We start from the raw sequence: 23,809 nt of genomic DNA, 5'->3' as shown, positions 1-23,809 counted from the left end.
ATATGACCATTGAAAAACAATTATAATCAGATGAAAAATTCAAAAAGCCTTTTGGCAATCCTTGCTCTCGTGGTGGGAGCAAGCACCTTGACTTCCTGTAAAAAAACTAAAGTCACAGAAAAAGATGGTATCGAATATACCTATGTAAAAGAAGGGAATGAAAAAGCTCCAAACGGTGAGTTTTTGCTTTACAATCTTCAGATTACTACTGCATCTGATTCAGTGATTTATTCCACTGCAGATAACCCTTTCCCAGGATATCTACAGGTTAATGATTCTTTGCCGGTCTCTAACGGTATGGATGAGATCTTCCTTGGCTTGCGCAAAGGGGACAGCATCGCATTTGAGTCCAATGCTAAAACTATTTTTGGCGAAAATTTCCCTCCATTCCTGAAGGAAGAGGATGTGGTTAAGGTAAGATTGGGAGCTTTTGAAATCATGAATGAAGAAGCGATTCAGGCTTACTTCGAGAAAGTGATGGCTGCTGAAGATGTGAAAAAAACAGAGAGAGCTGCAGAAAGATTGGTAGAAGAAGACAAAATAATCCAAGAGTACATCACGGAAAAAGGTCTTGATGCCAAAAAAACTGAGAGTGGTCTTTACTATGTGATCGAGGAAGAAGGAACAGGCGAACCAGTTGCTCCTGGTACTACTATGACTGTAGATTATGCAGGATATTTACTTGACGGAACTTTATTTGACACGTCTATCGAGGCATTAGCTAAGGAAAACAACGCGTTTATTGAAGGGAGGCCTTACGCTCCACTTCCAGTGACTGTAGGAATGGGTCAAGTCATTCCGGGATGGGATGAAGGATTGCTACTATTAAAAAAAGGAGCTAAGGGTAAGTTTATTATCCCTTCACCTCTTGGATACGGAGAAAATGGTGCTGGAGCAATGATTCCGGCAAATTCAGTACTTGTGTTTGATGTGGATGTAGCGGATGTACAGTAATATTCGTATAGCAGTTATAGCTAGTTAATAATATTAAACCAACTACAATGAAATTTAGAATATTTGCCATTTTAAGCCTGATCGCAGGGAGTTTCGCTTTCGTGTCCTGTATTGATGACGAGGCAACCGATGATGTCATCTACAATCAAGACCTAGCTGAAATTCAAGGGTACCTTGATACCACTTCTATTGTAAATGTTAAAAAAGTTTACGATTCCAATTACGGAGTTACGGTCATTTGGCAAGAGCTATCTGGAAGTAAGGATACAGTAAGTCTCGGAGACACATTAAAGGTGAATTATGTAGGGAAACTACTTAACAATAAGGTATTCGATACTTCCATTGAAGATGTAGCTAAAAGCGAAGGGATTTATGCCTCCAATAGAAATTATCAGCCACTTGTCTTTATTATAGGTTATGGACAATTGATACCTGGATTTGAAATTGGAGCCTTGAAAATGGAAGTGGGCGATAAAGCTACGGTATTCATCCCGTCTCTTTATGCCTATGGAAAGCAAGGGACTAATGGAATAGTACCCATCCCCTCGAACGCACCGATTTTATTTGAGTTAGAAATAATAAGCGCTACTCCTGGACCAAGACGATAATATGATTTTACAAAAAGCGAGCATTTTCTTTTTTCTGGTTTTGGCAGTTGTATTCAGCAGCTGCGAAGCAAATAATCCATTTGATAGAGGACCTGTCTATGATGTGGAAGGAAATCTGGCAAAGGACAGTCTTTTAATTGTAGATTACCTGGAAACTGCGGAGATTGATAGCTTGTATCGTATCCACGATCCTAGTGGAGTGGTAATCATCGTACAGGAGGAAGGAACTGGCTCACGACCGATTAGCGGGAATGTAATCTATACAAGGTACATAGGTTCGTTGATGAGCGATGGATCTTTATTCGATACGAATATTGAAAATGTGGCGATAGAGAATGATATCTATGATGAAAATAGAGAATATGATCTTTTGAGTTTTTTGTTAGGTTCCGGTACTGTGATTCAGGGATGGGATATAGCGTTTAGGAGATTAAGATCAGGTTCCAAAGCTCAATTACTCATCCCATCAACGTATGGTTATCGAGATGATCCAAATAGAGCTGCAATTCCACCTAATTCCATATTGATATTTGATGTGGAGTTCAGAGGAATGGATTAAAATAGATCAGAGGGCTTCGGCCCTCTTTTTTTTGTCAAAGCGTTAACCGCTGAGTCCACTGAGATTTTTTCACAGGGGACACAGTCTGTGATTTAGGCGTCCGCCCCAATTATTTTGAGGAGATAAATGCTAAATATTTGCTCTCTACGGGTAAACCTAGGTTGCTAAGTTCGCCGAACCTCTGTAACCACAGTTTTTAAAATGGTTTTCATTGAATAGGAATGAGAGTTAGCTAAGCTAAACCTTATTTTGCTTGACTTTCTTGTTGGATTTTTTTGCCCAGCCAGCCTAGCAAGAAAAAAGAGATCAAAAACCCCAAGGCGGGAATGCAGAAAAAGGCCATATGCCAAAAGATGGAATTGGCTTCTGGAAAAAAATTTCCCAAAGATGATTTTACGGCGAGATCCCAATCTGTCATCATTCCCAGATTGGCTAAATAAACTATGTAGCCAAGTATGGCCACCATCACTGCGCAGAAAACCATTCCTATTCTGATGAATGCTTTTGCGATACCGAAACTTGGATCCAAGGAAAAAGTAGAGTTCATAGCCAAAGAATTTTAAATAAAGTTGAGTTTTAATCGTATATCAACCAATTACTTAACGTTAAAAATCTCTAAAAATTTTTTAAAAAGCCCAAAATTATTTTACGCGTTAAAACCAAAAAAGGAACCCATTGCTGAGTTCCTTTTTGATTTCAATCGTGTGAAATCTTACTTTCTCACTCTGATTTTTTCCTTGATACGTGCAGCTTTACCCTGACGTCCTCTTAGGTAGAATAGACGAGCTCTTCTTACTTTACCTTGTCTCAATAGATCGATTTGCTCGATAGCAGGAGAGATGATAGGGAAGATTCTTTCTACGCCGATACCATTAGATATTTTTCTTACAGTGAAAGTCTCACCGTTAGAGTTAGGGTTTCTACGCTGGATCACAGTTCCTTGGAACTGCTGGATACGCTCCTTGGTACCTTCTTTGATACGTACGTGTACGTTGATGGTATCGCCAGCTTTGAATGAAGGGAATTTAGCTCTTGCTTCGCTGTATTCCGCTTCTACTATTTTCATTAGATCGCTCATAGCTTTATGTTTTTATGCTTTCGCTGTTTGCCAACGCGTGGCTTATTTAATTACTTCTTATACGATTCTGTATCGCTTATCCCAGTTTCCTTATTGCTTAGCAAGTCAGGTCTTCTCTCTTGGGTTCGGCGAACCGATGCTTCAAATCTCCATTCGTTTATCTTGGCTTCATGTCCTGATAGCAGTATTTCCGGCACTTTCATCCCATCATAATCAGCGGGGCGAGTGTACACCGGCGGTGCCAGCAGTCCATCCTGGAAAGAGTCTGTCAAAGCTGAGGTCTCATCATTCAATACTCCCGGGATCAGGCGAATCAGCGCATCAGCCACTACAGCCGCTGCCAATTCTCCCCCAGAAAGTACATAATCACCAATACTGATTTCTTTGGTGATGAATCGCTCTCTTACTCTCTCATCCACTCCCTTATAATGACCACAAAGGATCAACAGGTTTTGACTGAGCGAAAGTGCATTTGCCATAGGTTGGTCGAACCTAGCTCCATCAGGTGTCATGTAGATGATCTCATCGTACGTGCGCTCCTTCTGAAGTGCTTCTATGCATCGAGCGATTGGTTCAATGGACATTACCATCCCGGCTCCCCCTCCAAAAGCGTAGTCATCGACTTGCTTTTGCTTGCTAGTTGAATAATCCCGTAGATTGATCACCCGAATACTGGCAAGTCCTTTGTCCTCCGCTCTTTTCAGAATGGAATGTGCAAAAGGCCCTTCCAATAATCCCGGCACTACAGTGATAATATCAATGTGCATGGGTTAATCTTCCAGATAAATTTCAAGTAAACCTTCGGGTAATCGGCAGTAAACTTTTTTAGCTGCCTTGTCCACCTTTTGGATAATTCCGTCCTGAATTGGTATCAGCACTTCTTTTTCCTGGTAGGTTACTCCGAGGAGATTCTGTGTCTCCAGATCATATACGATCTGAATAGGTCCGATCAGTCCCTTAGTCTCGTCATGGACTTCGAAGCCGATCAAGTCATGGAAGAAATACTGATCTTCTTTCAGTTCAGGTAGGGCTGTCAATGGAAGATATACTCCCAATCCAACCAAATCTTCTACCTGATCCAGTGAGTTTAAATCCTCGAATTTTGCCAATGCTTTATTTCCGGGTTGGAGTACAAAGTGCTCCAGGAAAAACGGCACAAGCCGGGATTTTTGCTCTAGGAATATGTGCTCTAACGTCTGATAATCCTCAGGATAATCGACATCCAGCATGATCATTACTTCTCCACGAAGTCCATGAACTTTAGACACGTAGCCTAACTGAAAGCTTTGGTCTTTATTCATGGGGATTTATATTAAGCTTTTGCTTCGTCTTCGCCAGCTTCAGGAGCTTTTTCTTCTGTAGGAGTTTTAGCTTCAGGAGCTTTCTCTTCAGTAGGAGTTTTAGCTTCCGGTGCTTCTTCAGCTACAGGAACCTCAGCTTCAGCTGCAGGAGCCTCAGCTTCAGCAGCAGGAGTTTCCTCTACCGCAGGTGCTTCTTCAGCTTTAGCAGCAGGAGTTTCCTCTACCGCAGGTGCTTCTTCAGCTTCAGCAGCAGGAGTTTCCTCTACCGCAGGTGCTTCTTCAGTAGTAGGAGTCTCTTCAGCAACAGGTGCTTTTTCTTCTACAGGAGCCTCTTCAGCAACTGCTTCTTCTACTACAGGAGCAGGAGCAGGGTTGTTTGCAGCTTCAGCAGCAGCTAGAAGAGCTTTTTGTTCGTCTTCTCTTGCTTTGATTGCGTCAAGTCTAGCTTGGTTCTTAGCCGTTTCAGCATCCATTGCTTTCTTACGTACATCAGCTTTAGCTGCAGAGATACCTTCTGTTTTACCAGCAATCTTCGTGTCTTTCTCGTTCAACCATGCTTCGAATTTAGCATCTGCTACTTCTTGCGTGATTGCACCTTTCAATACACCAATCTGAAGGTGTTTTTTCAGCATAACGCCTCTGTAAGAAAGCATAGCTTTCACGGTGTCTGTTGGCTGAGCTCCGTTCAACAACCATTTAAGAGCGCGCTCATTGTTGATGTTGATAGAAGCAGGATTTGTGTTTGGATTGTAAGATCCGATCTTTTCGATGAAGCGTCCATCACGTGGAGCTCTTGCATCAGCTACAACCACGTCGTAGATAGCCATTTTTCTTCTACCTCTTCGTGCTAATCTGATTTTTACTGACATAAATTTGAATGTATTTAGTGAGTGAATGGAACCCGTCCATCCTAATTTTGGAGTGCAAAGATAGTGTAATTACTTGTAAAGCCATAAGTTGGCTAAAGAATATTTGCCTAAAATAGGGGTTTTAGGTTATCTTGCGATAGATTCGTCAAAAGGGAGCTGAATCAATCATTTATAACCATAACAGACTTCCGGATTTTCAATATTGTCCTAAATCTGCCTTCGTCTATAGGCAGGGTTCAATGGAAATATACGGAAAGTCAAAAGAGGAACAGCATTTCCTAAACGCTAGCTGTAACTTTGACCTTCAAAAGGAAGGTTAGTTCAAAATGGCCCCGTAGTTCAATGGATAGAACAAGCGTTTCCTAAACGCTAGATCTAGGTTCGATTCCTAGCGGGGCTACTATTTTTTTGATGAGCCATAATCATTTTGAAAAATCATTTCCTCCAAAATCTCTTTTTGAGAGCTCCTTTCCAAAATTCATTTTTCTAAATAACACCAAAATTTTCGATACATTATCAAACCCAATTGACCACTTTTCATGCCTGATCGAAAAAGAATAACCTTGAAGGATATTGCCAAGGAACTTGGCATTTCTGTCTCCACGGCTTCCAGAGCCTTAAATTCCTATGCCGGAATCTCTGATGAGACAGTTAAAATGGTCAAGGAATTTGCAGAAAAGCACAATTATGTGCCCAACACGATGGCGGTTAATTTTCGGAAAAATAAGACCATGACAATCGGCATGGTGGTGCCGGAGTTGGTTCATTACTTTTTCTCATCGGTGATCTCAGGAGCGATCAAGGAAGCAAAAAAGCATCACTACAGTATCCTGGTCAGTCAAACCGATGAACTGGTTAAAAACGAAATTATGGCTTGCCGCACCATGCTATCCAGCAGTGTGGATGGACTCTTGATTTCCATCTCCAATGAAACAGGGAATACGGATCATCTCCAAGAATTTCTGGATGAAGGCCGTCCAGTGGTGCAGTTTGATAAAGTAAGTGATCAACTTTCTTCCCCAAAAGTAATAGTAGATGATTTTCAGGGTGCTTATTCTGCTGTCCAGCACCTGATTGAACAGGGCTATCGCAAAATCGCCCATATCAATGGATTACAGCATGTCAAAAATTCTCAAGAACGGCTTCGGGGTTATAGCATAGCACTCGGTGATCATGAGATGGAAGGTTCCAGTGCTTGGGTGGTACATTGTCAGGAAATCTCCGAAGCAGAAGGTTTTGACTTTGCGAAGCAATTGATGACCTCTTCAAATCAACCTGATGCAATATTTTGTATTACCGATCTGGTAGCGATGGGTGCAATGAAGTATTTGAAACAAGCCAAAATCTCTATTCCCAAAGAAGTAGGCGTGATAGGTTTTAGCAATTGGGATATGGCAAATTTTGTCTCACCCGGCCTCAGTTCTGTCAATCAACATGCTTATCAAATGGGTGAAAAGGCGGTGGAATTACTGGTGGAGGCAATTAAAAATAATGAGGTTGGGAAAGATCAAATCTTTGAGACCAAAACCAGCCTAGTCGTTCGAGAATCCACTCAGCGACTAGGCTGATTTCTCGCTAGTCATTGATGACTTCCAGCAGATGGAAACCGTATGGGGAAATGATCAGAAACTCATTGTCCATGCCAACCTGCATCTCACTCCCTGTCCAGTGATCTTTGAGTTTTTCAGGAGTTTTTCCATGCCCCTTGAAAGCATACCAAGTCAAAAAGGCAGTCTCTGCTCCGAAATTGAAAACGCCATAGACTTTCTTATCCCCGAAAGCTCGCAGAAAACCCGCCACATGAATATTGTGAGGCGATAGCCAAGTCAGATTTTTCAAGTCGCTAAGCACCGGAAGGCTTTTTCGAATAGTTAACAATTTTTTCGTTCCGTCGTATATCTTTTGTTCTATTGTACCAAGTTCTTTGGAACGGTTATTCTTGACCCAGTCGATCACAGGTCTATGCATCCAGCGATTGTCATAGCTTTTTCCTGGATCATCCAAATAGCTGTAATCGTTGGTGTAGCCGATTTCGTCGCCGTAGAAAATCATCGGAACCCCACCCAAGAAAAATGAATGCGCCTGCATCATAAGTATCTTCTGAATCGATCGATCTATTTCCTCTTGACTGCAATTTTCCAATCCTTTTTCCAAACCGCAGAGCGAAGCCAAAGAACCTGAAATTCTGGCATCTCCAGTTTTAGGATTTGAAGAAAACAAGGCGCCTTTCGCAGGACTTCCCGGATAGGAACCAGTATAATAATCCTTTAAAAATTGGCGATGGAGAAATGGATCCTTTCCTACTTGGGCGATTTTCGAATCTTCGTAGCCCAAGCCAATATCATCATGGCATCGCGTGTACGTAATCCAAGATGTACCGAATGGTTTCTGCATCAGATCGTGCTGAGCAGCCAGCATCACACGGGTATCGCCGGTGGCAAGCATATCCCATTGCAGCGCCATTTGGGTTGCATTATATGCAAAATCACACTCTTTGGCAGAATAATCTCCCGTCCCAAAATACTTCATGATCTCTTTTGGAGCTACGATCGCTTCACCCAATAGTGCCATGCCAGGGCTAGCTATGGCGACACATTGTTTGATCAGTCGGAGGAGTTCATGCGCCTGCGGCAAATTTTGGGAAGAGGTACCTGTTTGTTTCCAGATAAAAGCCGGAGCATCGATCCGAAGCAGATCCACACCGAGATTGGCATAGAAAAGCACATTTTCTACCATCGCTACAAATACCGCCGGATTCATGAAATTCAAATCCCATTGGTAATTGTGAAATACGGACATTACCCATTTGTCACATTCAGGCACATAGGTGAAATTTCCCGGGGAGCTTTCCGGAAAAATCTCAGGCATTGCAGCATCATATTCATTTGGAATCCAGCGGTTGTCATACATGTAGAAATAATCCTGAAACTCGGGATCGCCGGCTTTGGCCTTTTCGGCCCACTCATGGCGATGGGAAGTATGATTCAAGACAATATCCAGCATCAGATACATCTCCTTTTTTTGCATGGCTTTTCGCAAAGCGATCAGATCTTCCAAACTGCCAAACTTTGGATCTATTTTTCGAAAATTGGATACTGCATAGCCGCCGTCACTTTCTCCCGAGGGGCTCTCAAAAAGCGGCATTAGATGTAGGAAATTGATACCCAGGTCTTCAAAATAGTCCAGCTTAGCGGAGAGGTTTTTTAGATTTCCGCAAAATCGATCCACGTATAGACTCATCCCGGCCAGTTCATTGCTGAGAAACCATTGTGGTTTTTTTGAATTGTCTCTTTGCTGTAGTTCGGGAGCTCGCTTTTGTGCAAAATCAACCAAGGTCTGGATCAATTTTTCAAAAGTTTGATCCGCTTTTGGATGCGTGTGGTAAATGTTTTGATAAAGTGGAATCAAGCGCTCCAGCCCTTCCACTAATCGAAAATTCAGCTGCTTATCCTTCCCGTTTGGTTCAAAACCAGTTTTGGGAAGTTCGGAGGTGATAAAGTGGTGGATTTGTTGATTCAAAATTTGGTTGCGTATAGTGGTGTTCAAAGAATTAATAGTCAACTATTTAATTTGGTTTAATGTCCTCCTCCCGATGCTGGGACGGCAGAGGCCTCACCGTAAGTTTCTTTGATTCGGAGTGTAGCCAATGCTGCCAAAAGCAGTAAAACTCCTGCAAAGGCAATGGCCAATCCGGGATCGTTATTGAGAAAGGTTTTGGAGATATAGCCAAAACTCAACGTTTGGAAGATCATTGGAATCACGATCATCATATTGATCACCCCCATGTAAACGCCATAGCGTTCTTTCGGAATTTCATTGACTACAAGTAAATACGGAACACCCATCATGCTTGCCCAGGCAATCCCAAAACCGGTCATCGGAGCAAACAAGAGATATTTATTTTCTATAAAAGGGAAAACCAAAAGTGCCACTCCAGCCATAATCAGACAGACAAAGTGTACTTTTTTAGGTCCAAACCTTGTGGCCATTCGAGCCAGGTAGAAGGCTGAGAGGAAGGTGACGATATTGTACCAGCCATTGACCAAACCCGTCCAGCCAACGGCTTCTTCATAAAGTGCCTTATTCTCTAAAGGACTGGTGTTATATACTGATTGTGCTATGCTTTTTGCGGCATTCTGCCAATAACAAAACAGTGCGTACCACTGAAAAAGATAAACAAGTGAAAGCTTCCACATGACATTGGGCATCACCGTGATGGCTTCGATAATCTCCAGGTTTTGGGCAAAGAGTACTTTCGTGGTGGGGTTATTTTCCGCCCAGTGGATGGTTTTTCGGATGATTTTCCGATCAAAAATCGAAGGAATCAACAATAGAAAAAGAACTAAATAAGCAACCAATGTGGTCAGTATTGAGAGGAAAAACTGAATTGCAGGATGCGGCATTCCTTTATTTCGTTCTTTCAAAGCCGCCATTTCAGCTGGTGAAGGCGGGTATTCGGGAGTTTTGGAAATACTCCAAAGCACCGAACCGATCGAACAGACCGTACCTAAAAAGAAGGAAGCATACACCCAATAGGGAAGTGAGCCGGAGATTCCGGGGATATATTTTTGAAAGACGAATAAGGAGAGATTGGCTAGCGTAATGCCCAAACCTGTGAAGAAACTCTGTGTCAAAAATCCTTTAGGATATTGCTCTTCAGGCAAAACATCAGCAATCAGCGCTCGGTAAGGCTCCATTGCGGTATTGTTGGCCGCATCCAAGACCCAAAGTAATCCAGCTGCCATCCAAAGCGAACTGGAAAAGGGATATAAGAACAGGCAAATGCTACAGAAAAGAGCTCCGATAAAAAAGTAGGGTTTTCTTCTCCCAAAACGCTCACTCCAGGTGCTATCGCTCAGCGCTCCGATGATCGGCTGAATCAACAAGCCCGTCATCGGCCCTGCAAGATTCAAAATAGGAATCTGATCCGGTGCCGCTCCGAGCATGTCATAGATCGGGTTGACGGCGCTTTGCTGCAAGCCAAAGCTGTATTGAATTCCAAAAAAACCAACATTCATGTTGATGATTTGGGAAAAGGAGAGGGGTGATTTGGCCATTTTGGGAGCTTGGGTTTATCGAAAGTAAAAGCAGAAAAATCAACGTGAATTTATCTTTCAATACTTACACAACTCCAAAGTACAAAGTTTAACTAGCTTTCAAAGGGCTTTAAAACGCTGGAAAAGCCATTTATTTATGGAAATCGTTTGAAATTTGGGGTAGAGGGAAAAGTTTTTTGAGAGGAGAATTCATCTGCTGCCAAAAGTGCTTATAGCTGAACATTATAAAGAGGTGGGGTACTTCGAAATCTCTTCTCATCAAATAAGTTAAAAACCAACTATCGCCGACCCTATCGGTAGAGTTTGTAAGGTGTTTCGGTCTCATGGCTCATTGAATTTTCCGAGGATCCAATACTCTATATTGGATGGTCTTTCCGACTGGGAGATGTTTGGAGTAAGTAATATGAACAAGTCCATTTGGATCTTGAATCATCGCAGGGTAGGAAAACTGGGCTGTTTTATCGGATTCAAATTCGAGGTAAAGAGAGCTGGACCAGCTTTCTCCTTCATTTTCTGAGCTCCAAAGTGCGAGTTGATTTCGGCCGTTATGCAGATCATTGCCTACCATCCACCAGCGTCCATCTTCCAGTCTCAGGATCTCTACACTGGCGGTATTGGGAAATTCTGTTTTTTCTGCCAAAGTCCAGCTTTGCCCTTGGTCTTTGGACACACTCTTTTGGATCTGAGTCGGTGAATCTCCCGAATCTCTCAACATGGCGACAATGTCTCCATTGGATTTTTGGATCAAAGCTGGTTGGATAGGTCCCTTTCCCACCAGTGGAAGGCTAGGTTTCCAGGTCTCGCCCTGGTCTTCGGATATTGCCATTATCGAGAAATTGAAGCCGTCTGAATATAGAGGAAGGATGATTTTTTCGGCACTGATCAATGGCTTGATTCTGGTCATCCAACCAATGCTCCGCTTTTTGGAGTCTCGGGATGCTTCAAGAATCATGCGCTCATAGGGTGGCGCATACTCTGCCCAACCTAAACCCGAATCGGCTAATTCAGCGAATCTTTTCTCGACTTCTTTGACAAATTCTTCCCCCGGTTTTAGTAGGATATTGTCCTGCCAAGTCCATCGAGGAGCAGCCTCTTGGAGGAAATCTGTGCTTCTGCGGACCCGAAGGATGGACTGCTCCCATTGATTAGCCAAAACTGCTATCCAAACCAAAAAAAGCTCATTATTTTGATTGAGGAAAAGAACAGGATTGCAATCGGGAATTCCTGGGGTGTCAGCCATCAAGAAGGGTTTGGTCCAATTTGGTTGGCCTTGGATTTTTCGGGCTCCCATGATCCTGACATCATCGGCTTTTCTTTCGCCAGAACCCTGAAACCAAACGGCAAGCAAATCTCCATTTGGGAGATAAAGAATACTGCTACCATGGGCATGCTGATCTTGAATCGGGAAAATTGATTCATCTACCAAGGTGTTTACCTTGATTTCCTGTGCCCAGAGAAGTTGCGAAGGCAGGATCATTGCGAATAGAAAAGCGAATAAAATCCGAAGCATTTACGTAATGGGTTTGTTGAAAATGATTAGATATTGTATATGTCCCCAAGTACAGCGGGTGCCGTGTTTTTTCGGTTTTGAGATGGAAGACGGAAAACACAAAACGCCCAATGACCATCCCGAAGGTGTGCTGAGAATCCATCAATTACATCTTAGTTGATTCCGCATCCTGGCAAATAAGCCGATAATCATATTAGATATTGGGGTTGGCTCGACATTAGTTACCAGTTTTTGAGGTCATAAATCAAGTTAACCTTAAAATCAGGGGTTTTTAATGTGAGTCACAGGAAAGCCTTTATTTTTAAGGTCATTTTTTTAGCTAGCCTTAAAATGGCAATATTTTAAGGCTAGTACTTGCTTTTTAGTAGATTTGAAGATATGAGCTATCTACTCAACCCAGATCAAACGCTTCCTTGGAATAAGTTGCCTGAATTGCCAATTGAACCAATATTCTACCAAACGGTGGAAATATATGAGCAGCTTGGAAATGCAAAAGCAGCTTTGGGACGCTTGCAGGGAAGAAGTATAGCTATTCCGAATCAAGGGATGCTTATTAATTCCATCAGTTTACAAGAAGCAAAGGCATCGAGTGCTATTGAGAATATTTTCACAACGGATGATGAATTATACAAAGCTTATAGTGAGGAAAACCAGCTAGACTCGATTCGATCGCCAGAGAAGGAAATTCTGAACTATAGAGAAGCATTATGGGAAGGGCATGAATATCTCCAAAATGGGAATGCAATCGACATTGGACATTTTTAAAAAGTTTACCGAATTGTAGGTCAATTCAATGACGGAATCAGGTCACCCATCGCCCAGATCTACATCAAGCAGGGAGGTAGTGGGCTAAATGCTGGAAAAGCACACTATACTCCCCCCCGCGGTCAAGGCGTGGTGGAGGCCAAAATGCAGAACCTGATTGATTTTTTAAATGATGACCTACAATTTCCCCTTGATCCATTGCTGAAAATGGCTATTGGACACTTCCAATTTGAAGCCATTCACCCATTCAGGGATGGAAACGGACGAACCGGCAGGATATTCAATATCCATTACCTGACACAAAAAGGAGTGTTAGATTATCCTATACTTTTTATGAGCCGGTATATTGTGGAAAGTAAGGAGGATTATTATGCAGGTTTGTCTGGTATCACCCAAAGAGGAAATTGGAAAGACTGGTTGCTTTACATGCTGAAGACGGTAGAGGTTACTGCAAATCTTACTTATGATAAAATCAATGATATCATCGCTGCAAAAGATGCTATTCTAGATGCAATTGAGAAGGGTGGAGGATTTAGTCGCCCAGAATTGATACTAAATGCCATTTTTACACAGCCATTTACCCGTGTAAAACACCTGACAGGAAGGGGATTCTATGCTGAAAATACAGCCAGAAAATACCTCGATAGACTATGTGATATGGGAATCTTGGAGAAAAGAATGATCTCTGGTAATGCGTATTACCTTAACCTTGAACTTTACAGAATACTGTCAGAGTAAGCTATCAAGTTTGTGAACTATTCAGTTTCAATACACAAACCGATTCGCTTCTTCCCCTCTTGTCTCGGTCTTCACCAAAAACACATCTCCACTCAACGGATATTCTTTCAGTTGGTCTTTGCTTAGATTTTCCTGAGCTGTGGTAATCAAAAGTGTATCCATATTCGATCCTCCAAAGGCACAGGAAGTGACATGGGGAACAGGCAATTCGATCTTTTCAATCAGTTCTCCGGTGGTCGGATTCCAGCGATAAACTCCCGAACCTCCATAGTGCGCCACCCAAAGCATTCCTTCCTGATCGATGCACATGCCATCTGGAAATCCCAATTCCTCCGAGATTTCAACAGCAACTCGATTAAATTCGATTTCCCCAGTTTCTAACTCGAAGTGATAAGCCTTGATCTGCCTTGTCGGCGTGTCTATAAAGTAAAAAGTCTGATTGTCGGCTGTCCAGGCCATCCCGTTCGAAATCGTCAACTGATCAAGCTGCTTCTCCGGCTTAAGATCTTTGCCAACTCTGTACAGAGATCCCGATCCTTTGGTGAATTTTGTGCTCAGCGTTCCGATCCAAAGTCTTCCTTTTGCATCGCACTTTCCATCGTTGAACCGGTTGAGCGGAAGATCTGATTCCACTTCCGTCAGCCATGCTAACTTTTCTGTGCTTAGATCAAACGAAGCAATTTTTCGATCCAGTGCCAAAATCAATTCACCCCCCTCCCCCCCTAAAACCAAGGTCAGCCGATGGGGAAAGGATTTAATCGTCGTTTTTCCGGAATCCAGTTGATGCTCAAATAACTTTCCGTTTTCGATGTCCACCCAGAAAAAACTCTGGCGCTCTACGCTCCAATAAGGACTTTCACCTAGAAAGCATTGAGCGGGGATGGAGGAGTAGGTATAGGTTTGCAATGTGCTTTGGATTGAGAGGGTTGAATGAAATGGTGTCTAAAACCTTCGAGGTTTTGTAAACCTCAAAGGTTGTTCGCAATGTCGTAAACCGTATATCTGAAATCGTAAATCACTAACGCCAATATTGAGAGATTTTCTTTTTCAAAAATGCCACAGATCGCGCCAACTGATCCATGCCATCGACTCCATCTTCTATGCTGATCCAATTGTCAAATCCTACCCGCTTGAGTTCGGTGAAAATCGCATCGTAGTCATTCATTCCTTTTCCCACTTCACCATGGCTAAGTCGCGCTGCATAGCCTTTGGCACCACCCTCCTCTTTTCTCAAATCATCAATGGTACCATACTTCAAAAACCGGTCACTGGCATGCATCGTGACTACACGCTCAGACACTTCATACAATAAATCCAAAGGGTCTTCACCTGCCAAAAAAGCATTGCTTGGATCGTAGTTCACTCCGAAATTAGGGTGCTTTATGCTATTGACAAGCTTGGTGAAAAGTTCTCTTTTCTGCGCAAATTCTGGATATTCCCAAAAATCATCTTTGTAATGATTCTCCAAAATCAAGGTAATTCCTAGGGATTTGGCATAAGGCAAACAGGCTTGAATGGACTCTGAGGCAAATTTAATCCCTTCATCGACGGAGAGTTCTGGACGATATTGGCCAGAAAGAACCCGACAATATTTCCCGCCAAGTTCGTCCGTCATCTCTATCCATCGGCGCTGCTTTTGAATTTCTTTTTCCCGAAAAGCCTTATCTGGATGCGTGAAATCAGGCGAACAGCACATCATAGGAATGACCATGCCTTTGTCCTCGACCATTCTTCGGTATGTTCGCCAGTTGGACTCTTTTTCCATTTCCAGAAACCCGGCGTACCACTCCAATCCATCAATCTCCAATCCGGATGCAAGTTCTATCCATTCGGAAATTTTCATACTTCCATCCTTGCAAAGGGCTTGCATAAATGCTTTGGGGAAGGCGGCTATTTTTGGCATTTGTATTTTAAAATTGAGTGAGAAATACTTCTTAAATTCTATATAGATCTAAATCTTATAACAAAGCTGAACGCTATAATTTAGACACTTCTGTCTTCCGTCTTCCGTCCGGCAAAGCGTAAGAAATAAGTCCCCTTGCATCATTTAGAATAATTATTGTCCCTTACTTGTTCGCAATTGTACTCGTGTCTTTGGGAGCATTTCTGCCTATCATCGGATATTGCTCCAAATCCATAACCTGACCGCTAATCGGGCCGCTTTCGTCCGAAAGCCAATAAATGGCAGCTGCTGCGATTTCCTCAGGCCAAAGAATTCTCCCCGCAGGAGCATAAAGTGCAGGCAAATCTTCGTACCAAGAGTCCGCCAAACCATGCGCTCTCTTTCGCTCGATTTCCTTCTCAGTGAGCACCCAGCCCGGATTGATCTGATTGACGCGTACGCCATTTTCTCTTATTAAGGTGTCACCCAGATTTCGTGTCATAGTCATTAGAGCTCCTTTGGAAATACTGTAAGCCAATAAATTAGGTTCTCCGCTCCACGCATTTACCGAACCAATATTCAAGACTGCTCCACGACTTTCAGTCAAAAAAGGAAGTGCGGCCTGAATAAGCTGAAATGGAGCAATAGTATTTACTTCAAGAACTCGATTCAGAAATGCTTTGTCGGTTGTTGAAATATTCGAGGGAACTACCAGCGCGGCATTGTTCACAATTGCATCCAGACGCCCCCATTGTTTGATCGCTAAGTCCACTAATCGCTGTGCTGCTCCCTCATTGGAGATGTCTTCTATATGAAGCCTTGCATTTTCTTCACCGATTTCAGAAACAACCTGAGTTCCCAATTCTTCTTCCAAGCCATGTATGATCACTTTTGCACCTTCCGATACTGCTTTTTTAGCAATGGATTTGCCGATCCCCATCGTACTGCCTGTGACGATAATGATTTTGTCTAAAAGCCGCATGTCAAACAGGTTTTAGTACACTTTTCACGACTTCCCCACTGTGCATTTTCTCAAAAGCCTCACGCCACTCGGTAATAGGCCAAACGCCTCCGATGATGGGTTTCACATCTAAAGTTCCACTGGAAAGCAAGCCTATGACTTTTTCCCAAATCGGCCAGTTGTGACTGAAACTTCCCTGAAGTCTTACATTTTTTTGGACCAATGAATCTAGAGAAAAGTTACATGGAGTTGGACCCCAGCCTACTTTGGTGATCTGTCCATTTGGACGTACGAGGTCCATGGCGATTTTTAGCGTATCACTAATTCCTGCTGCATCGATAATTAAGTCAGCTCCCAAGCCATCTGTTTTTCTAGCCCATTCCGAAGCATCGTTGACGATAGGAGTAACTCCATAACTTTTCGCGATCTCCATTCTTCCTCGGTCTTTTTCCAAACCTAGAATTGCCACATCTCCGCCACAAATTTTCGCTACTGCTGCACATAAAATCCCGATTGTTCCTGGGCCAATTACAATGACACGATCGCCAGGTTTGATGTGAGAGTTGACTGCAACGGCGTTGTAGGCAACTGAGCAGGGCTCGGTGAGACAGGCCTCCTCAAAAGAAAGTCCATCAGGCACGCGATGCAAGCATCTGGCAGGAACTCTCACGAATCTCGTCATGGCGCCATTTACTCCGTAGCCGAAGCCTTTTCTGGTGGGATCAAGATTGTACAAGCCAACTTTGCTCATGGGGTTTTGAGGATTGATGACCGCAGCGGTTTCGCTCACCACCCGATCGCCCACTTTCCAACCAGTCACTCGATCTCCAACCACAGCGATTCTTCCTCCAAACTCGTGACCCAAAACGACAGGATAATTTACAGGCCAACTATGATCTGAAGTCCATTGGTGAAGATCACTTCCACAAACACCTACATTTTCTACCTCTAATAGAATGTCCTCTTCTCCGATTTCCGGAATGGAGATTTCTCGGATTTCTACGGAGCCTTTGGCTTCTGAAAAATTAACTACTGCTGCTGATTTACCTGTAATTGACATGAAGGTTTGGATTTAAGGTTTGATGACTGTTTGAGAATGGATGGCTGCGCAAATCTTCCTCAAAGAGGCTTCAAGGTCGCCGTCGGCAGTTTTGAAGGCATCTGCGTCAATAGTCAGTGGTGCTCCGAGTACTACGAGAGGTGCTCCGAATTGCGGACATTGGATAGCTTGTTCCAGGGTAAGTCCGCCCACAGCTTGAACGGGCACTTTCACGGCATTCACCACTTCTCGAAGCTGATCAAGCGGACTTGGCATTCGATGGCCTGCCGCTGCAATTCCTCTTCGCTCATCGTAACCGATATGATGGATCACAAAGTCGCATCCTAAATCCTCTAAAAATCTCGCACCCTCGACCATATCTGGACAACCCAGATTGTCCCCCATGACTTTTACACCATAATCTTTTCCTGCCTGCACCACGCATTTAATGGTTTCGGCATGAGCTCTTGCCATCACTACGACATGCGTTGCGCCGGCTTTTGCCATCATTTCTGCTTCAAGGTAGCCACCATCCATGGTTTTGAGATCGGCTACGATGGGAATTCCCGGGAAGGCTTCTCTGAGTTTTCGAACTCCGTGAAGTCCCTCTGCGAGAATAAGCGGAGTGCCAGCTTCCAGCCAATCTACTCCAGCGCGCATTGCCAAGGCGGCTGTTTCCAGGGCTTCATCGATGTCAGTCAGATCTAAAGAGATTTGTACTATAGGTTTCATTTTGGGTTGGGTTAAAAGTATTAGGAATGAAAAACAGTCCCGATAGCTATCGGCATGTACTAAGGATTTTTAAGATAGGGAAAATTGGAAAACATACTTTCCTGCTTCAGTATGAATGGAGTGTTTTATTCTGGGAAATAATAAAAATATAATGTGATTATACGGAATCTTGCCAGTAGAAAATTTATAGGATCGATAATCCAAAGACACATTGAATTCTGGTTCACTCCGGTCTTCGGTCATCGGTTTTCCAAACCATTGACCAAAGAGAATTCGCTTACTGGCATAACAGCGTACATACAGAAAATATAATTTCAAAAAAATCCGAAATAGCTAACGAGTATCAGTAAATGGAAAAATAGTAATGAAACTTTTCACCGCAAAGTCGCAATGGACGAAAAGTTTTTTTGCCGCAGAAATGCGCTAAAAGGTTGTCTGGAAATCAAGAACCAAATTCCCGATTTGCTAAAAAACCTAATTTAATCTTTGCGATTTTCTCTGTGATCTCGGCGACTTTGCGTTAAGTGAAATCATAAAAAAGCCCTGAACTGAGATAGTCAAGGGCTTGAAAGATGATATCGTAAAAATTTAAGACCAAGCTTTTCTGAGAAATTTCAGCCAGTTGCTATGCATTACTTTGGTGATGTCTTTTTCTGTGAAGCCTCTTTTTCGGAGTAACTCTGGAATAGTATTCAGATCGGCAATGGTGTTAAGATCAGCCGGGCATTGCTCAGTGCCGAATGCACCATCCAAATCCGATCCGATTCCTATGTGATTAGCATTGCCGGCAATCTGGCAAATATGCTCCATGTGATCTATCACGGTGTTTAGCGTCACATTTCTTTCTCGTGGAGTTGATTTTCCTCTTTGCCATCCTGGACTTAGCATCCAGGCGTCCATTGCTCCACCTATTACCGCCCCGCGATCGATCAATGCTTTGATCATCTCATCCGAAAACTGGCGGTTGTGATCTACTAATGCACGGCAATTAGTGTGACTTGCCCAAACTGGGCCACTGTAAATCTCCAGCGCTTCCCAAAAAGCCAAATCGCATAAATGGGTTGCATCCAGAATAATTCCCAATTCATCCATTTTGCGAAGTAGTGCTTTCCCTTGAGCATTAAGAGGAGCAGAAGCATCAGTTCCATGAGCATATCGTCCAGGACCGTAATGTGCGGGACCAAGTGCTCTAAGTCCATTTTCATAGGCTTTTTCTAAATAATCTACAGTCACAATAGAATCTGCACCTTCGAGAGAAAGAATGAAACCCACAGGTTTACTGGAATTGTCCTCTCCATTTTCCCAAAGTGTAAGATGTGCATCCAATTCAGAAAGGTTACTGATTTGAGCCATTTCGCTCTTTTGCACTATAGCCTGATACCAAGCTAGCTGACCTTGGGTTTGCGCCCAAGCTTGCTCTGGAGAATTCCAGCCTGGAAGTGAATTGCCCGGCGCGACAAAACGGGCAATTTGCGTAGCGACGACCAAACCTACATTTCCTTCCCGAAGTGCTTGTAGAGAAACCACCGCATTGCCTCGGTCTGGCTTATCAGTTAGTCCTTTTTCTCTGGCATTAATCTCTGCAACGGAAAGTGTAAGATCACGATTCCATTCCAGCGCATTCATACTCAGATCAAGGTGGGCGTCGATTGTAAACATGGATTTAAAAGCTTTGAAGTACGAATACAGTAGGGATTTTATGCAGATCAAGAGGAATATCTTTCCATTCTTGTGCTGTTTTGGTTAGGATCATTTCGTCTGAACCAGTAATATTTTTTGCGATGCAAAGTTTGGTCTGGGGAGAAAGTACTCGCAGTAAATCCTCCAGCAATTGATTGTTTCGGAAAGGAGTTTCCATGAAAATCTGTGCTCTTTTTTCGCGAAGTGACTCTGCCTCAAGCTTCTTAATAGCAGCAGTTTTTTCTTTTTTGTCAATGGGCAAATAGCCGTGAAAAGCGAATGACTGTCCTGAGAATCCAGATCCCATCAATGCCATAAACATGGAACTTGGCCCCGAAAGAGGCACGACTTGAATGCCTTTTTTATGCGCATGCTCCACTGCCAATGCGCCTGGATCAGCGATGCCGGGACATCCCGCTTCCGAGATAATTCCTATATCCGCGCCATTGATCAGTGGTTGCATGAGTCGGTTGATGAATTCGGGCGAAGTGCCTTTGTCCAGAATTTCCATGTGGACATGATCTAGATTTACACCGAGTTTTAGGCTACTGATGTAGCGACGGGCAGTGCGCATATTTTCTACCAGATACACTTTGGTGTTCGTGATTACTTCTTTCACCTGAGGCGAAATGACGGCGTCTTGCGTATTTTCCGCCAGTATATTCGGAATGAGGAAGAGTTTTCCTTTGGGCATTTTTAAGTAATGAAAATGAAGGTCAAAGTTAAAAGTTAATGGTCAAAAACTTTGACTTATCCGCAGAAACCCTAAACTTCTAATTAGGGGCTCTGTATACAGATATTAATACAGCTGCTTCATCCCCGAACCGATAAATGCAGTCAGCGGCACATTGTGTCTGATCCTGAATTCTTCCCAAGCGGTACTTTCATTTGCCAGAAAGGCGAGGACAGACTCAGGAGGGAGATTTTTGAATAATTGTGCAAAAATCTCCCGACCGCCTATTTTTTTATTTAGTAAGACATCAAGCAAAGTGCGATCATACCAATCATACTTTCGATCCTGAAAAGTCTTCGTGAGAGCAGGAGATTTCCCTTGCTTGAGGCTGGCTAGGAGATTGTCCAAATGCTTTTGGACAAAATAAAACGTGTATCCAGTGCTCGCTTTGGTAAATCCTCCGGCTGTGCCCAGATTGATGATTCGCTTTTCCGCTCCGATACTCCGCTCAAAACGAGCCAAAGACATGGGAATGATCCCAAATTCCTCATGGGTGATTTCGTATTCCATGATCCCCAAATCTTCCCGAATATACTTATTGAGTGCAGCTTCGTATTCCTCCCGCTCCAATACCTTTTCACTGAAAAGAGTGTATTCTACCAGCGCCTCCTGCGGAGTGGTGGGAAGCATATACATAAATGTAGTGCCGTGCTTTTGATCCAAAGTGAAGTCCATCAAGGTGGCTTCTTTTGGGTTGAAGGCCGGCTTCTTCACCTTAATTTTCCAACCTAGAAAATGCTGAAGCAAGGTATTGTCAGTGGTAATGTCAGGATTGAAAAGATTGGTAGAGTTGAACACGTATTCTGCATCAAAAGTACCTGAGTCGGTCTGTACCACTCCGCGTTTTCCCTCAGTATAGATGCTTTGAATGTTGCCAGTATGGAAGGTTAGGTTTTTGCTTTTGGTAGCTCCATTCAGGACATAGCGATAAAAATCATCGCCCAAGATCATCTTGTAGCGATAGGATTTCATCAGAAAAGTTTTTGTAAACTCAGGAGTAAAAAAGCTAAGTGTACTCCAGCTGTGATGAACCACCGGCTCAAAGATGCCTTCTCCTTTTTCCCAAAAACACCAAGTCCGATCATTCTTGGTCTTTTGTTCCCCATCGATCACTAGAATCTTTTTAGTGTCAAATTGATCGTCTTGGACCAATCGATGAAGAAGACTCAGGCCTGCCAAACCCGACCCGGCGATGATATAGTCAAAGGAATTGGTCATAGAATTTGATTTCAGTGTTTTGAAATATTACGAGAATTAGCGAAGAAACCTTCTAATTTCCTCCACGACCGCATCTGGTTGCTCAGCATGTAGCCAGTGGCCAGCATCTGCGATGAATTCCACTTCATGGTTTGGGAAAAACGAAGCAATATCGTCCAAATCGGATTGCTGTATGTAACTGGAATTTGATCCAGCCATGAAAAGAGTGGGCCCAGAGAAACTTTTACCATCAGGCAAAGCCTTGCCGACTTCATTGATATTTTTAGTAATAACAGGGAGATTGATTTTCCACCTAAACCCGTCTGCATCTCTACCTAAACTTTTTAGCAGAAACTGACGAACTCCGATCTCTGGAATGTACTTAGCCAACTCTTCATCGGCTTCTTTTCTGGATTGAATTTCGTTGAGATCCAGTGACTCCAGTCCATCCAAAATACTCTGGTGATGCACGGCATAATAGCGAGGCGCAATATCGGCTACGATAAGTTTTTCTACTCTCTCAGGATATTTCAATGCGAAATTCATCGCAGTTTTCCCACCCATGGAATGTCCCATGAGGAAAGCTTTTTCCAATCCTTCGTCATCCATCAACTCTTTCAGATCTTCCACCATGACCTCGTAATTCCACTCGTCGGACTGAGGAGAATCTCCGTGATTTCGAAGATCAACTAAGTAAAGCGTAAAGCTGTCCTTAAGCTCTTTTGAGATGCTAAACCAATTGTCAGCCGATCCAAAAAGCCCGTGAAGTATGATTAATGGCTTTCCAGCCCCTAGTTTTTTGAAGTTTAATTTCATTTTGAATTACGAGTTACGATTTGGGATTTACGAGACCCTTTAGACCTCTTACCTTCATTTCTGTTCTCTTACTATTTTATTTTCTTCCGTCTCCCGTCTTACAGCTCCAGCTTCCTTCTATACATCTGAATTGTGTTTTCCAAGCCATAATATAGCGCATCACAAACTAATGCATGACCGATGGAAACCTCATCCAAGTAGGGAATGCTTTGCTTCAGAAATGCCAAATTGTGTAAGTCTAGATCGTGTCCAGCATTCAAACCTAGACCAAGTTCTCTTGCAATTTCTGCAACTTCTACATAAGGCTTGACGGCCGCATCCCGGTCTATGTGATAATTGGAAGCATAGGGTTCGGTGTAAAGCTCCACACGATCAGTGCCCGTGAGTTTTGCTGGCTCAAAGTATTTGATCTCTGGATTGATGAAAATCGAAACGCGCACACCAGACTCATGAAGTTCAGCTACAATATCTTTCAACATACCTTGATTTGAAATAGTATCCCAGCCATTATTTGAAGTAATCGCAGTCGGTGGATCAGGAACGAGGGTTGCTTGGGCAGGTTTCACCAAGCGGACCATCTCCATAAACCTGCGGTCTGGATAACCCTCAATGTTGAATTCGGTCGTGACTACTTTCGCCAGATCCATTACATCCTGATAGCGAATGTGACGTTCATCTGGACGTGGATGTACTGTAATCCCCTGTGATCCAAACCGTTCTGCATCCAGTGCGACTTTCACTACATTTGGATTGTCAGCTCCGCGGGCATTGCGAAGGGTGGCGATCTTGTTAATATTTACGCTTAGCTTGGTCATATCCGAGTCTAAAAAGGTATTTTTGTTTGAATTTTAGAAGTGTAACACAAACTTAGGACTAATGAGTTTAAAGCAGAAAGTAGAAAGTGAAATTAAATCAGCAATGATAGCCAGAGACAAAATCCGTTTGGGGGCTTTGAGATCTATCAAATCGCTGATTCTATTGGAAGAAACTAAAAGCGGTGCGAAAGCTGAGATCACCGAAGAAGATGAATTGAAACTTTTGACCAAAGCGGCTAAGCAGCGAAAGGATTCTGCTGATATTTATGAGCAGCAATCTCGACCGGATTTATATGAAGTGGAAATGGCGGAGCTGCAAGTGCTGCAGGAGTTCCTTCCAAAAGCAATGACTGATGAGGAAATCACGGCTGCTATCAAAGAAATTATCGCTCAGACTGGAGCTTCCAGCCCAAAAGACATGGGTAAAGTAATGGGAGTCGCTAGCAAGCAATTAGCTGGCAAGGCTGATGGGAAAGTGATATCTGAGAAAGTGAAAGCTATACTGAGCAGCTAAG

Annotated in this window: 24 protein-coding genes, 1 tRNA gene and 1 pseudogene; 8 read left to right on the top strand and 18 right to left on the bottom strand. The window is 43.1% G+C overall.

Annotated features, from left to right (window positions below; translation table 11 throughout):
- Positions 1 to 30: 30 nt before the first annotated feature.
- Genes BVH04_RS00420 through BVH04_RS00410 form a run of 3 tightly spaced genes read left to right on the top strand, consistent with a single transcriptional unit; the run spans position 31 to position 2,121 of the window.
- Positions 31 to 954: an FKBP-type peptidyl-prolyl cis-trans isomerase gene (locus BVH04_RS00420; RefSeq protein ID WP_086539365.1), complete on the top strand. Its 924-nt coding sequence runs from the start codon at positions 31 to 33 to the stop codon at positions 952 to 954.
- Positions 955 to 1,001: 47 nt separating this feature from the next.
- Positions 1,002 to 1,562: an FKBP-type peptidyl-prolyl cis-trans isomerase gene (locus BVH04_RS00415; protein WP_086539364.1), complete on the top strand. Its 561-nt coding sequence runs from the start codon at positions 1,002 to 1,004 to the stop codon at positions 1,560 to 1,562.
- 1 nt (position 1,563) lies between these two features.
- Positions 1,564 to 2,121, top strand: a complete 558-nt coding sequence (locus BVH04_RS00410) for an FKBP-type peptidyl-prolyl cis-trans isomerase (RefSeq protein WP_086539363.1) — start codon at positions 1,564 to 1,566, stop codon at positions 2,119 to 2,121.
- Between the two features lie 244 nt (positions 2,122 to 2,365).
- Here BVH04_RS00410 and BVH04_RS00405 read toward each other — a convergent pair whose 3' ends face one another.
- From BVH04_RS00405 to BVH04_RS00385, 5 genes and pseudogenes are all read right to left on the bottom strand, one after another.
- Positions 2,366 to 2,668, bottom strand: coding sequence for a hypothetical protein (locus BVH04_RS00405; RefSeq protein WP_086539362.1), 303 nt, complete (start codon positions 2,666 to 2,668; stop codon positions 2,366 to 2,368).
- 165 nt (positions 2,669 to 2,833) lie between these two features.
- Positions 2,834 to 3,199, bottom strand: coding sequence for a 50S ribosomal protein L19 (gene rplS, locus BVH04_RS00400; RefSeq protein WP_086539361.1), 366 nt, complete (start codon positions 3,197 to 3,199; stop codon positions 2,834 to 2,836).
- 50 nt (positions 3,200 to 3,249) lie between these two features.
- Entirely contained in the window at positions 3,250 to 3,966 is a 717-nt protein-coding gene (trmD, locus tag BVH04_RS00395; protein ID WP_086539360.1) for a tRNA (guanosine(37)-N1)-methyltransferase TrmD, read from the bottom strand.
- A 3-nt stretch (positions 3,967 to 3,969) separates the two neighbouring features.
- Positions 3,970 to 4,500, bottom strand: a complete 531-nt coding sequence (rimM, locus tag BVH04_RS00390) for a ribosome maturation factor RimM (protein ID WP_086539359.1) — start codon at positions 4,498 to 4,500, stop codon at positions 3,970 to 3,972.
- Between the two features lie 272 nt (positions 4,501 to 4,772).
- Positions 4,773 to 5,369, bottom strand: a pseudogene (locus BVH04_RS00385) (30S ribosomal protein S16); the annotation flags it as partial.
- A gap of 328 nt (positions 5,370 to 5,697) precedes the next feature.
- On the opposite strand from BVH04_RS00385, the gene BVH04_RS00380 reads away from it, so the two are divergent.
- Both BVH04_RS00380 and BVH04_RS00375 read left to right on the top strand, forming a co-directional pair.
- Positions 5,698 to 5,769, top strand: a tRNA-Arg gene (locus BVH04_RS00380).
- A 139-nt stretch (positions 5,770 to 5,908) separates the two neighbouring features.
- Entirely contained in the window at positions 5,909 to 6,937 is a 1,029-nt protein-coding gene (locus BVH04_RS00375) for a LacI family DNA-binding transcriptional regulator (protein ID WP_086539357.1), read from the top strand.
- Between the two features lie 7 nt (positions 6,938 to 6,944).
- Here BVH04_RS00375 and BVH04_RS00370 read toward each other — a convergent pair whose 3' ends face one another.
- The 3 genes from BVH04_RS00370 to BVH04_RS00360 all read right to left on the bottom strand — a co-directional run bounded on the left by BVH04_RS00370 (position 6,945) and on the right by BVH04_RS00360 (position 11,936).
- Positions 6,945 to 8,888, bottom strand: a complete 1,944-nt coding sequence (locus BVH04_RS00370) for an amylosucrase (protein WP_086539356.1) — start codon at positions 8,886 to 8,888, stop codon at positions 6,945 to 6,947.
- Positions 8,889 to 8,944: 56 nt separating this feature from the next.
- Positions 8,945 to 10,426 (bottom strand): MFS transporter, encoded by a 1,482-nt coding sequence (locus BVH04_RS00365; protein WP_086539355.1) that lies wholly within the window; start codon positions 10,424 to 10,426, stop codon positions 8,945 to 8,947.
- Between the two features lie 328 nt (positions 10,427 to 10,754).
- Entirely contained in the window at positions 10,755 to 11,936 is a 1,182-nt protein-coding gene (locus BVH04_RS00360) for a sialidase family protein (protein WP_086539354.1), read from the bottom strand.
- A gap of 378 nt (positions 11,937 to 12,314) precedes the next feature.
- On the opposite strand from BVH04_RS00360, the gene BVH04_RS25955 reads away from it, so the two are divergent.
- Positions 12,315 to 12,701 carry a Fic/DOC family N-terminal domain-containing protein gene (locus BVH04_RS25955; protein ID WP_240510783.1) on the top strand — a complete coding sequence of 129 codons (387 nt, stop codon included), beginning with the start codon at positions 12,315 to 12,317 and terminating at the stop codon, positions 12,699 to 12,701.
- Between the two features lie 12 nt (positions 12,702 to 12,713).
- On the top strand, positions 12,714 to 13,439 hold the full coding sequence (locus tag BVH04_RS25950) for a Fic family protein (protein ID WP_317045473.1): 726 nt from the start codon (positions 12,714 to 12,716) through the stop codon (positions 13,437 to 13,439).
- Between the two features lie 27 nt (positions 13,440 to 13,466).
- Here the strand turns inward: BVH04_RS25950 and BVH04_RS00350 are convergent, their stop codons facing one another.
- From BVH04_RS00350 to BVH04_RS00305, 10 genes are all read right to left on the bottom strand, one after another.
- Complete coding sequence (locus BVH04_RS00350; RefSeq protein ID WP_086539353.1) at positions 13,467 to 14,345, bottom strand: SMP-30/gluconolactonase/LRE family protein; 879 nt, start codon at positions 14,343 to 14,345, stop codon at positions 13,467 to 13,469.
- Positions 14,346 to 14,457: 112 nt separating this feature from the next.
- Positions 14,458 to 15,342, bottom strand: a complete 885-nt coding sequence (locus BVH04_RS00345; protein ID WP_086539352.1) for a sugar phosphate isomerase/epimerase family protein — start codon at positions 15,340 to 15,342, stop codon at positions 14,458 to 14,460.
- A 163-nt stretch (positions 15,343 to 15,505) separates the two neighbouring features.
- Complete coding sequence (locus BVH04_RS00340; protein ID WP_086539351.1) at positions 15,506 to 16,303, bottom strand: SDR family NAD(P)-dependent oxidoreductase; 798 nt, start codon at positions 16,301 to 16,303, stop codon at positions 15,506 to 15,508.
- A 1-nt stretch (position 16,304) separates the two neighbouring features.
- Positions 16,305 to 17,342, bottom strand: a complete 1,038-nt coding sequence (locus BVH04_RS00335; protein ID WP_086539350.1) for a zinc-binding dehydrogenase — start codon at positions 17,340 to 17,342, stop codon at positions 16,305 to 16,307.
- A 12-nt stretch (positions 17,343 to 17,354) separates the two neighbouring features.
- On the bottom strand, positions 17,355 to 18,053 hold the full coding sequence (locus tag BVH04_RS00330) for an orotidine 5'-phosphate decarboxylase / HUMPS family protein (protein WP_086539349.1): 699 nt from the start codon (positions 18,051 to 18,053) through the stop codon (positions 17,355 to 17,357).
- Between the two features lie 588 nt (positions 18,054 to 18,641).
- Complete coding sequence (locus BVH04_RS00325) at positions 18,642 to 19,712, bottom strand: dipeptidase (protein ID WP_086539348.1); 1,071 nt, start codon at positions 19,710 to 19,712, stop codon at positions 18,642 to 18,644.
- Positions 19,713 to 19,716: 4 nt separating this feature from the next.
- On the bottom strand, positions 19,717 to 20,427 hold the full coding sequence (locus tag BVH04_RS00320; protein WP_086539347.1) for an SAM-dependent methyltransferase: 711 nt from the start codon (positions 20,425 to 20,427) through the stop codon (positions 19,717 to 19,719).
- A gap of 105 nt (positions 20,428 to 20,532) precedes the next feature.
- Complete coding sequence (locus BVH04_RS00315; protein ID WP_086539346.1) at positions 20,533 to 21,684, bottom strand: lycopene cyclase family protein; 1,152 nt, start codon at positions 21,682 to 21,684, stop codon at positions 20,533 to 20,535.
- A 36-nt stretch (positions 21,685 to 21,720) separates the two neighbouring features.
- The gene (locus BVH04_RS00310; RefSeq protein WP_086539345.1) at positions 21,721 to 22,479 is read right to left on the bottom strand and encodes an alpha/beta fold hydrolase; all 759 of its coding nucleotides are present in this window, start codon (positions 22,477 to 22,479) and stop codon (positions 21,721 to 21,723) included.
- 98 nt (positions 22,480 to 22,577) lie between these two features.
- On the bottom strand, positions 22,578 to 23,294 hold the full coding sequence (locus BVH04_RS00305) for a pyridoxine 5'-phosphate synthase (RefSeq protein ID WP_086539344.1): 717 nt from the start codon (positions 23,292 to 23,294) through the stop codon (positions 22,578 to 22,580).
- 61 nt (positions 23,295 to 23,355) lie between these two features.
- Here BVH04_RS00305 and BVH04_RS00300 point away from each other — a divergent pair, with 61 nt between their 5' ends.
- The gene (locus BVH04_RS00300) at positions 23,356 to 23,808 is read left to right on the top strand and encodes a GatB/YqeY domain-containing protein (protein ID WP_086539343.1); all 453 of its coding nucleotides are present in this window, start codon (positions 23,356 to 23,358) and stop codon (positions 23,806 to 23,808) included.
- The last annotated feature ends 1 nt before the right edge of the window (position 23,809 follow it).

This window comes from Algoriphagus antarcticus (assembly GCF_002150685.1).
GTDB lineage: Bacteria > Bacteroidota > Bacteroidia > Cytophagales > Cyclobacteriaceae > Algoriphagus > Algoriphagus antarcticus.
Note: the sequence above shows the minus strand (reverse complement) of the source record. Positions and strands in the feature narration are given on the sequence as shown.

Bases quoted from the DNA above. Each gene is read 5' to 3' on its own strand.
- BVH04_RS00420 (WP_086539365.1), top strand. From the start codon at position 31: ATGAAAAATTCAAAAAGCCTTTTGGCAATCCTTGCTCTCGTGGTGGGA.
- BVH04_RS00415 (WP_086539364.1), top strand. From the start codon at position 1,002: ATGAAATTTAGAATATTTGCCATTTTAAGCCTGATCGCAGGGAGTTTC.
- BVH04_RS00410 (WP_086539363.1), top strand. From the start codon at position 1,564: ATGATTTTACAAAAAGCGAGCATTTTCTTTTTTCTGGTTTTGGCAGTT.
- BVH04_RS00405 (WP_086539362.1), bottom strand. From the start codon at position 2,668: ATGAACTCTACTTTTTCCTTGGATCCAAGTTTCGGTATCGCAAAAGCA.
- rplS (WP_086539361.1), bottom strand. From the start codon at position 3,199: ATGAGCGATCTAATGAAAATAGTAGAAGCGGAATACAGCGAAGCAAGA.
- trmD (WP_086539360.1), bottom strand. From the start codon at position 3,966: ATGCACATTGATATTATCACTGTAGTGCCGGGATTATTGGAAGGGCCT.
- rimM (WP_086539359.1), bottom strand. From the start codon at position 4,500: ATGAATAAAGACCAAAGCTTTCAGTTAGGCTACGTGTCTAAAGTTCAT.
- BVH04_RS00375 (WP_086539357.1), top strand. From the start codon at position 5,909: ATGCCTGATCGAAAAAGAATAACCTTGAAGGATATTGCCAAGGAACTT.
- BVH04_RS00365 (WP_086539355.1), bottom strand. From the start codon at position 10,426: ATGGCCAAATCACCCCTCTCCTTTTCCCAAATCATCAACATGAATGTT.
- BVH04_RS00360 (WP_086539354.1), bottom strand. From the start codon at position 11,936: ATGCTTCGGATTTTATTCGCTTTTCTATTCGCAATGATCCTGCCTTCG.
- BVH04_RS25955 (WP_240510783.1), top strand. From the start codon at position 12,315: ATGAGCTATCTACTCAACCCAGATCAAACGCTTCCTTGGAATAAGTTG.
- BVH04_RS00345 (WP_086539352.1), bottom strand. From the start codon at position 15,342: ATGCCAAAAATAGCCGCCTTCCCCAAAGCATTTATGCAAGCCCTTTGC.
- BVH04_RS00340 (WP_086539351.1), bottom strand. From the start codon at position 16,303: ATGCGGCTTTTAGACAAAATCATTATCGTCACAGGCAGTACGATGGGG.
- BVH04_RS00335 (WP_086539350.1), bottom strand. From the start codon at position 17,342: ATGTCAATTACAGGTAAATCAGCAGCAGTAGTTAATTTTTCAGAAGCC.
- BVH04_RS00330 (WP_086539349.1), bottom strand. From the start codon at position 18,053: ATGAAACCTATAGTACAAATCTCTTTAGATCTGACTGACATCGATGAA.
- BVH04_RS00325 (WP_086539348.1), bottom strand. From the start codon at position 19,712: ATGTTTACAATCGACGCCCACCTTGATCTGAGTATGAATGCGCTGGAA.
- BVH04_RS00320 (WP_086539347.1), bottom strand. From the start codon at position 20,427: ATGCCCAAAGGAAAACTCTTCCTCATTCCGAATATACTGGCGGAAAAT.
- BVH04_RS00315 (WP_086539346.1), bottom strand. From the start codon at position 21,684: ATGACCAATTCCTTTGACTATATCATCGCCGGGTCGGGTTTGGCAGGC.
- BVH04_RS00310 (WP_086539345.1), bottom strand. From the start codon at position 22,479: ATGAAATTAAACTTCAAAAAACTAGGGGCTGGAAAGCCATTAATCATA.
- BVH04_RS00305 (WP_086539344.1), bottom strand. From the start codon at position 23,294: ATGACCAAGCTAAGCGTAAATATTAACAAGATCGCCACCCTTCGCAAT.
- BVH04_RS00300 (WP_086539343.1), top strand. From the start codon at position 23,356: ATGAGTTTAAAGCAGAAAGTAGAAAGTGAAATTAAATCAGCAATGATA.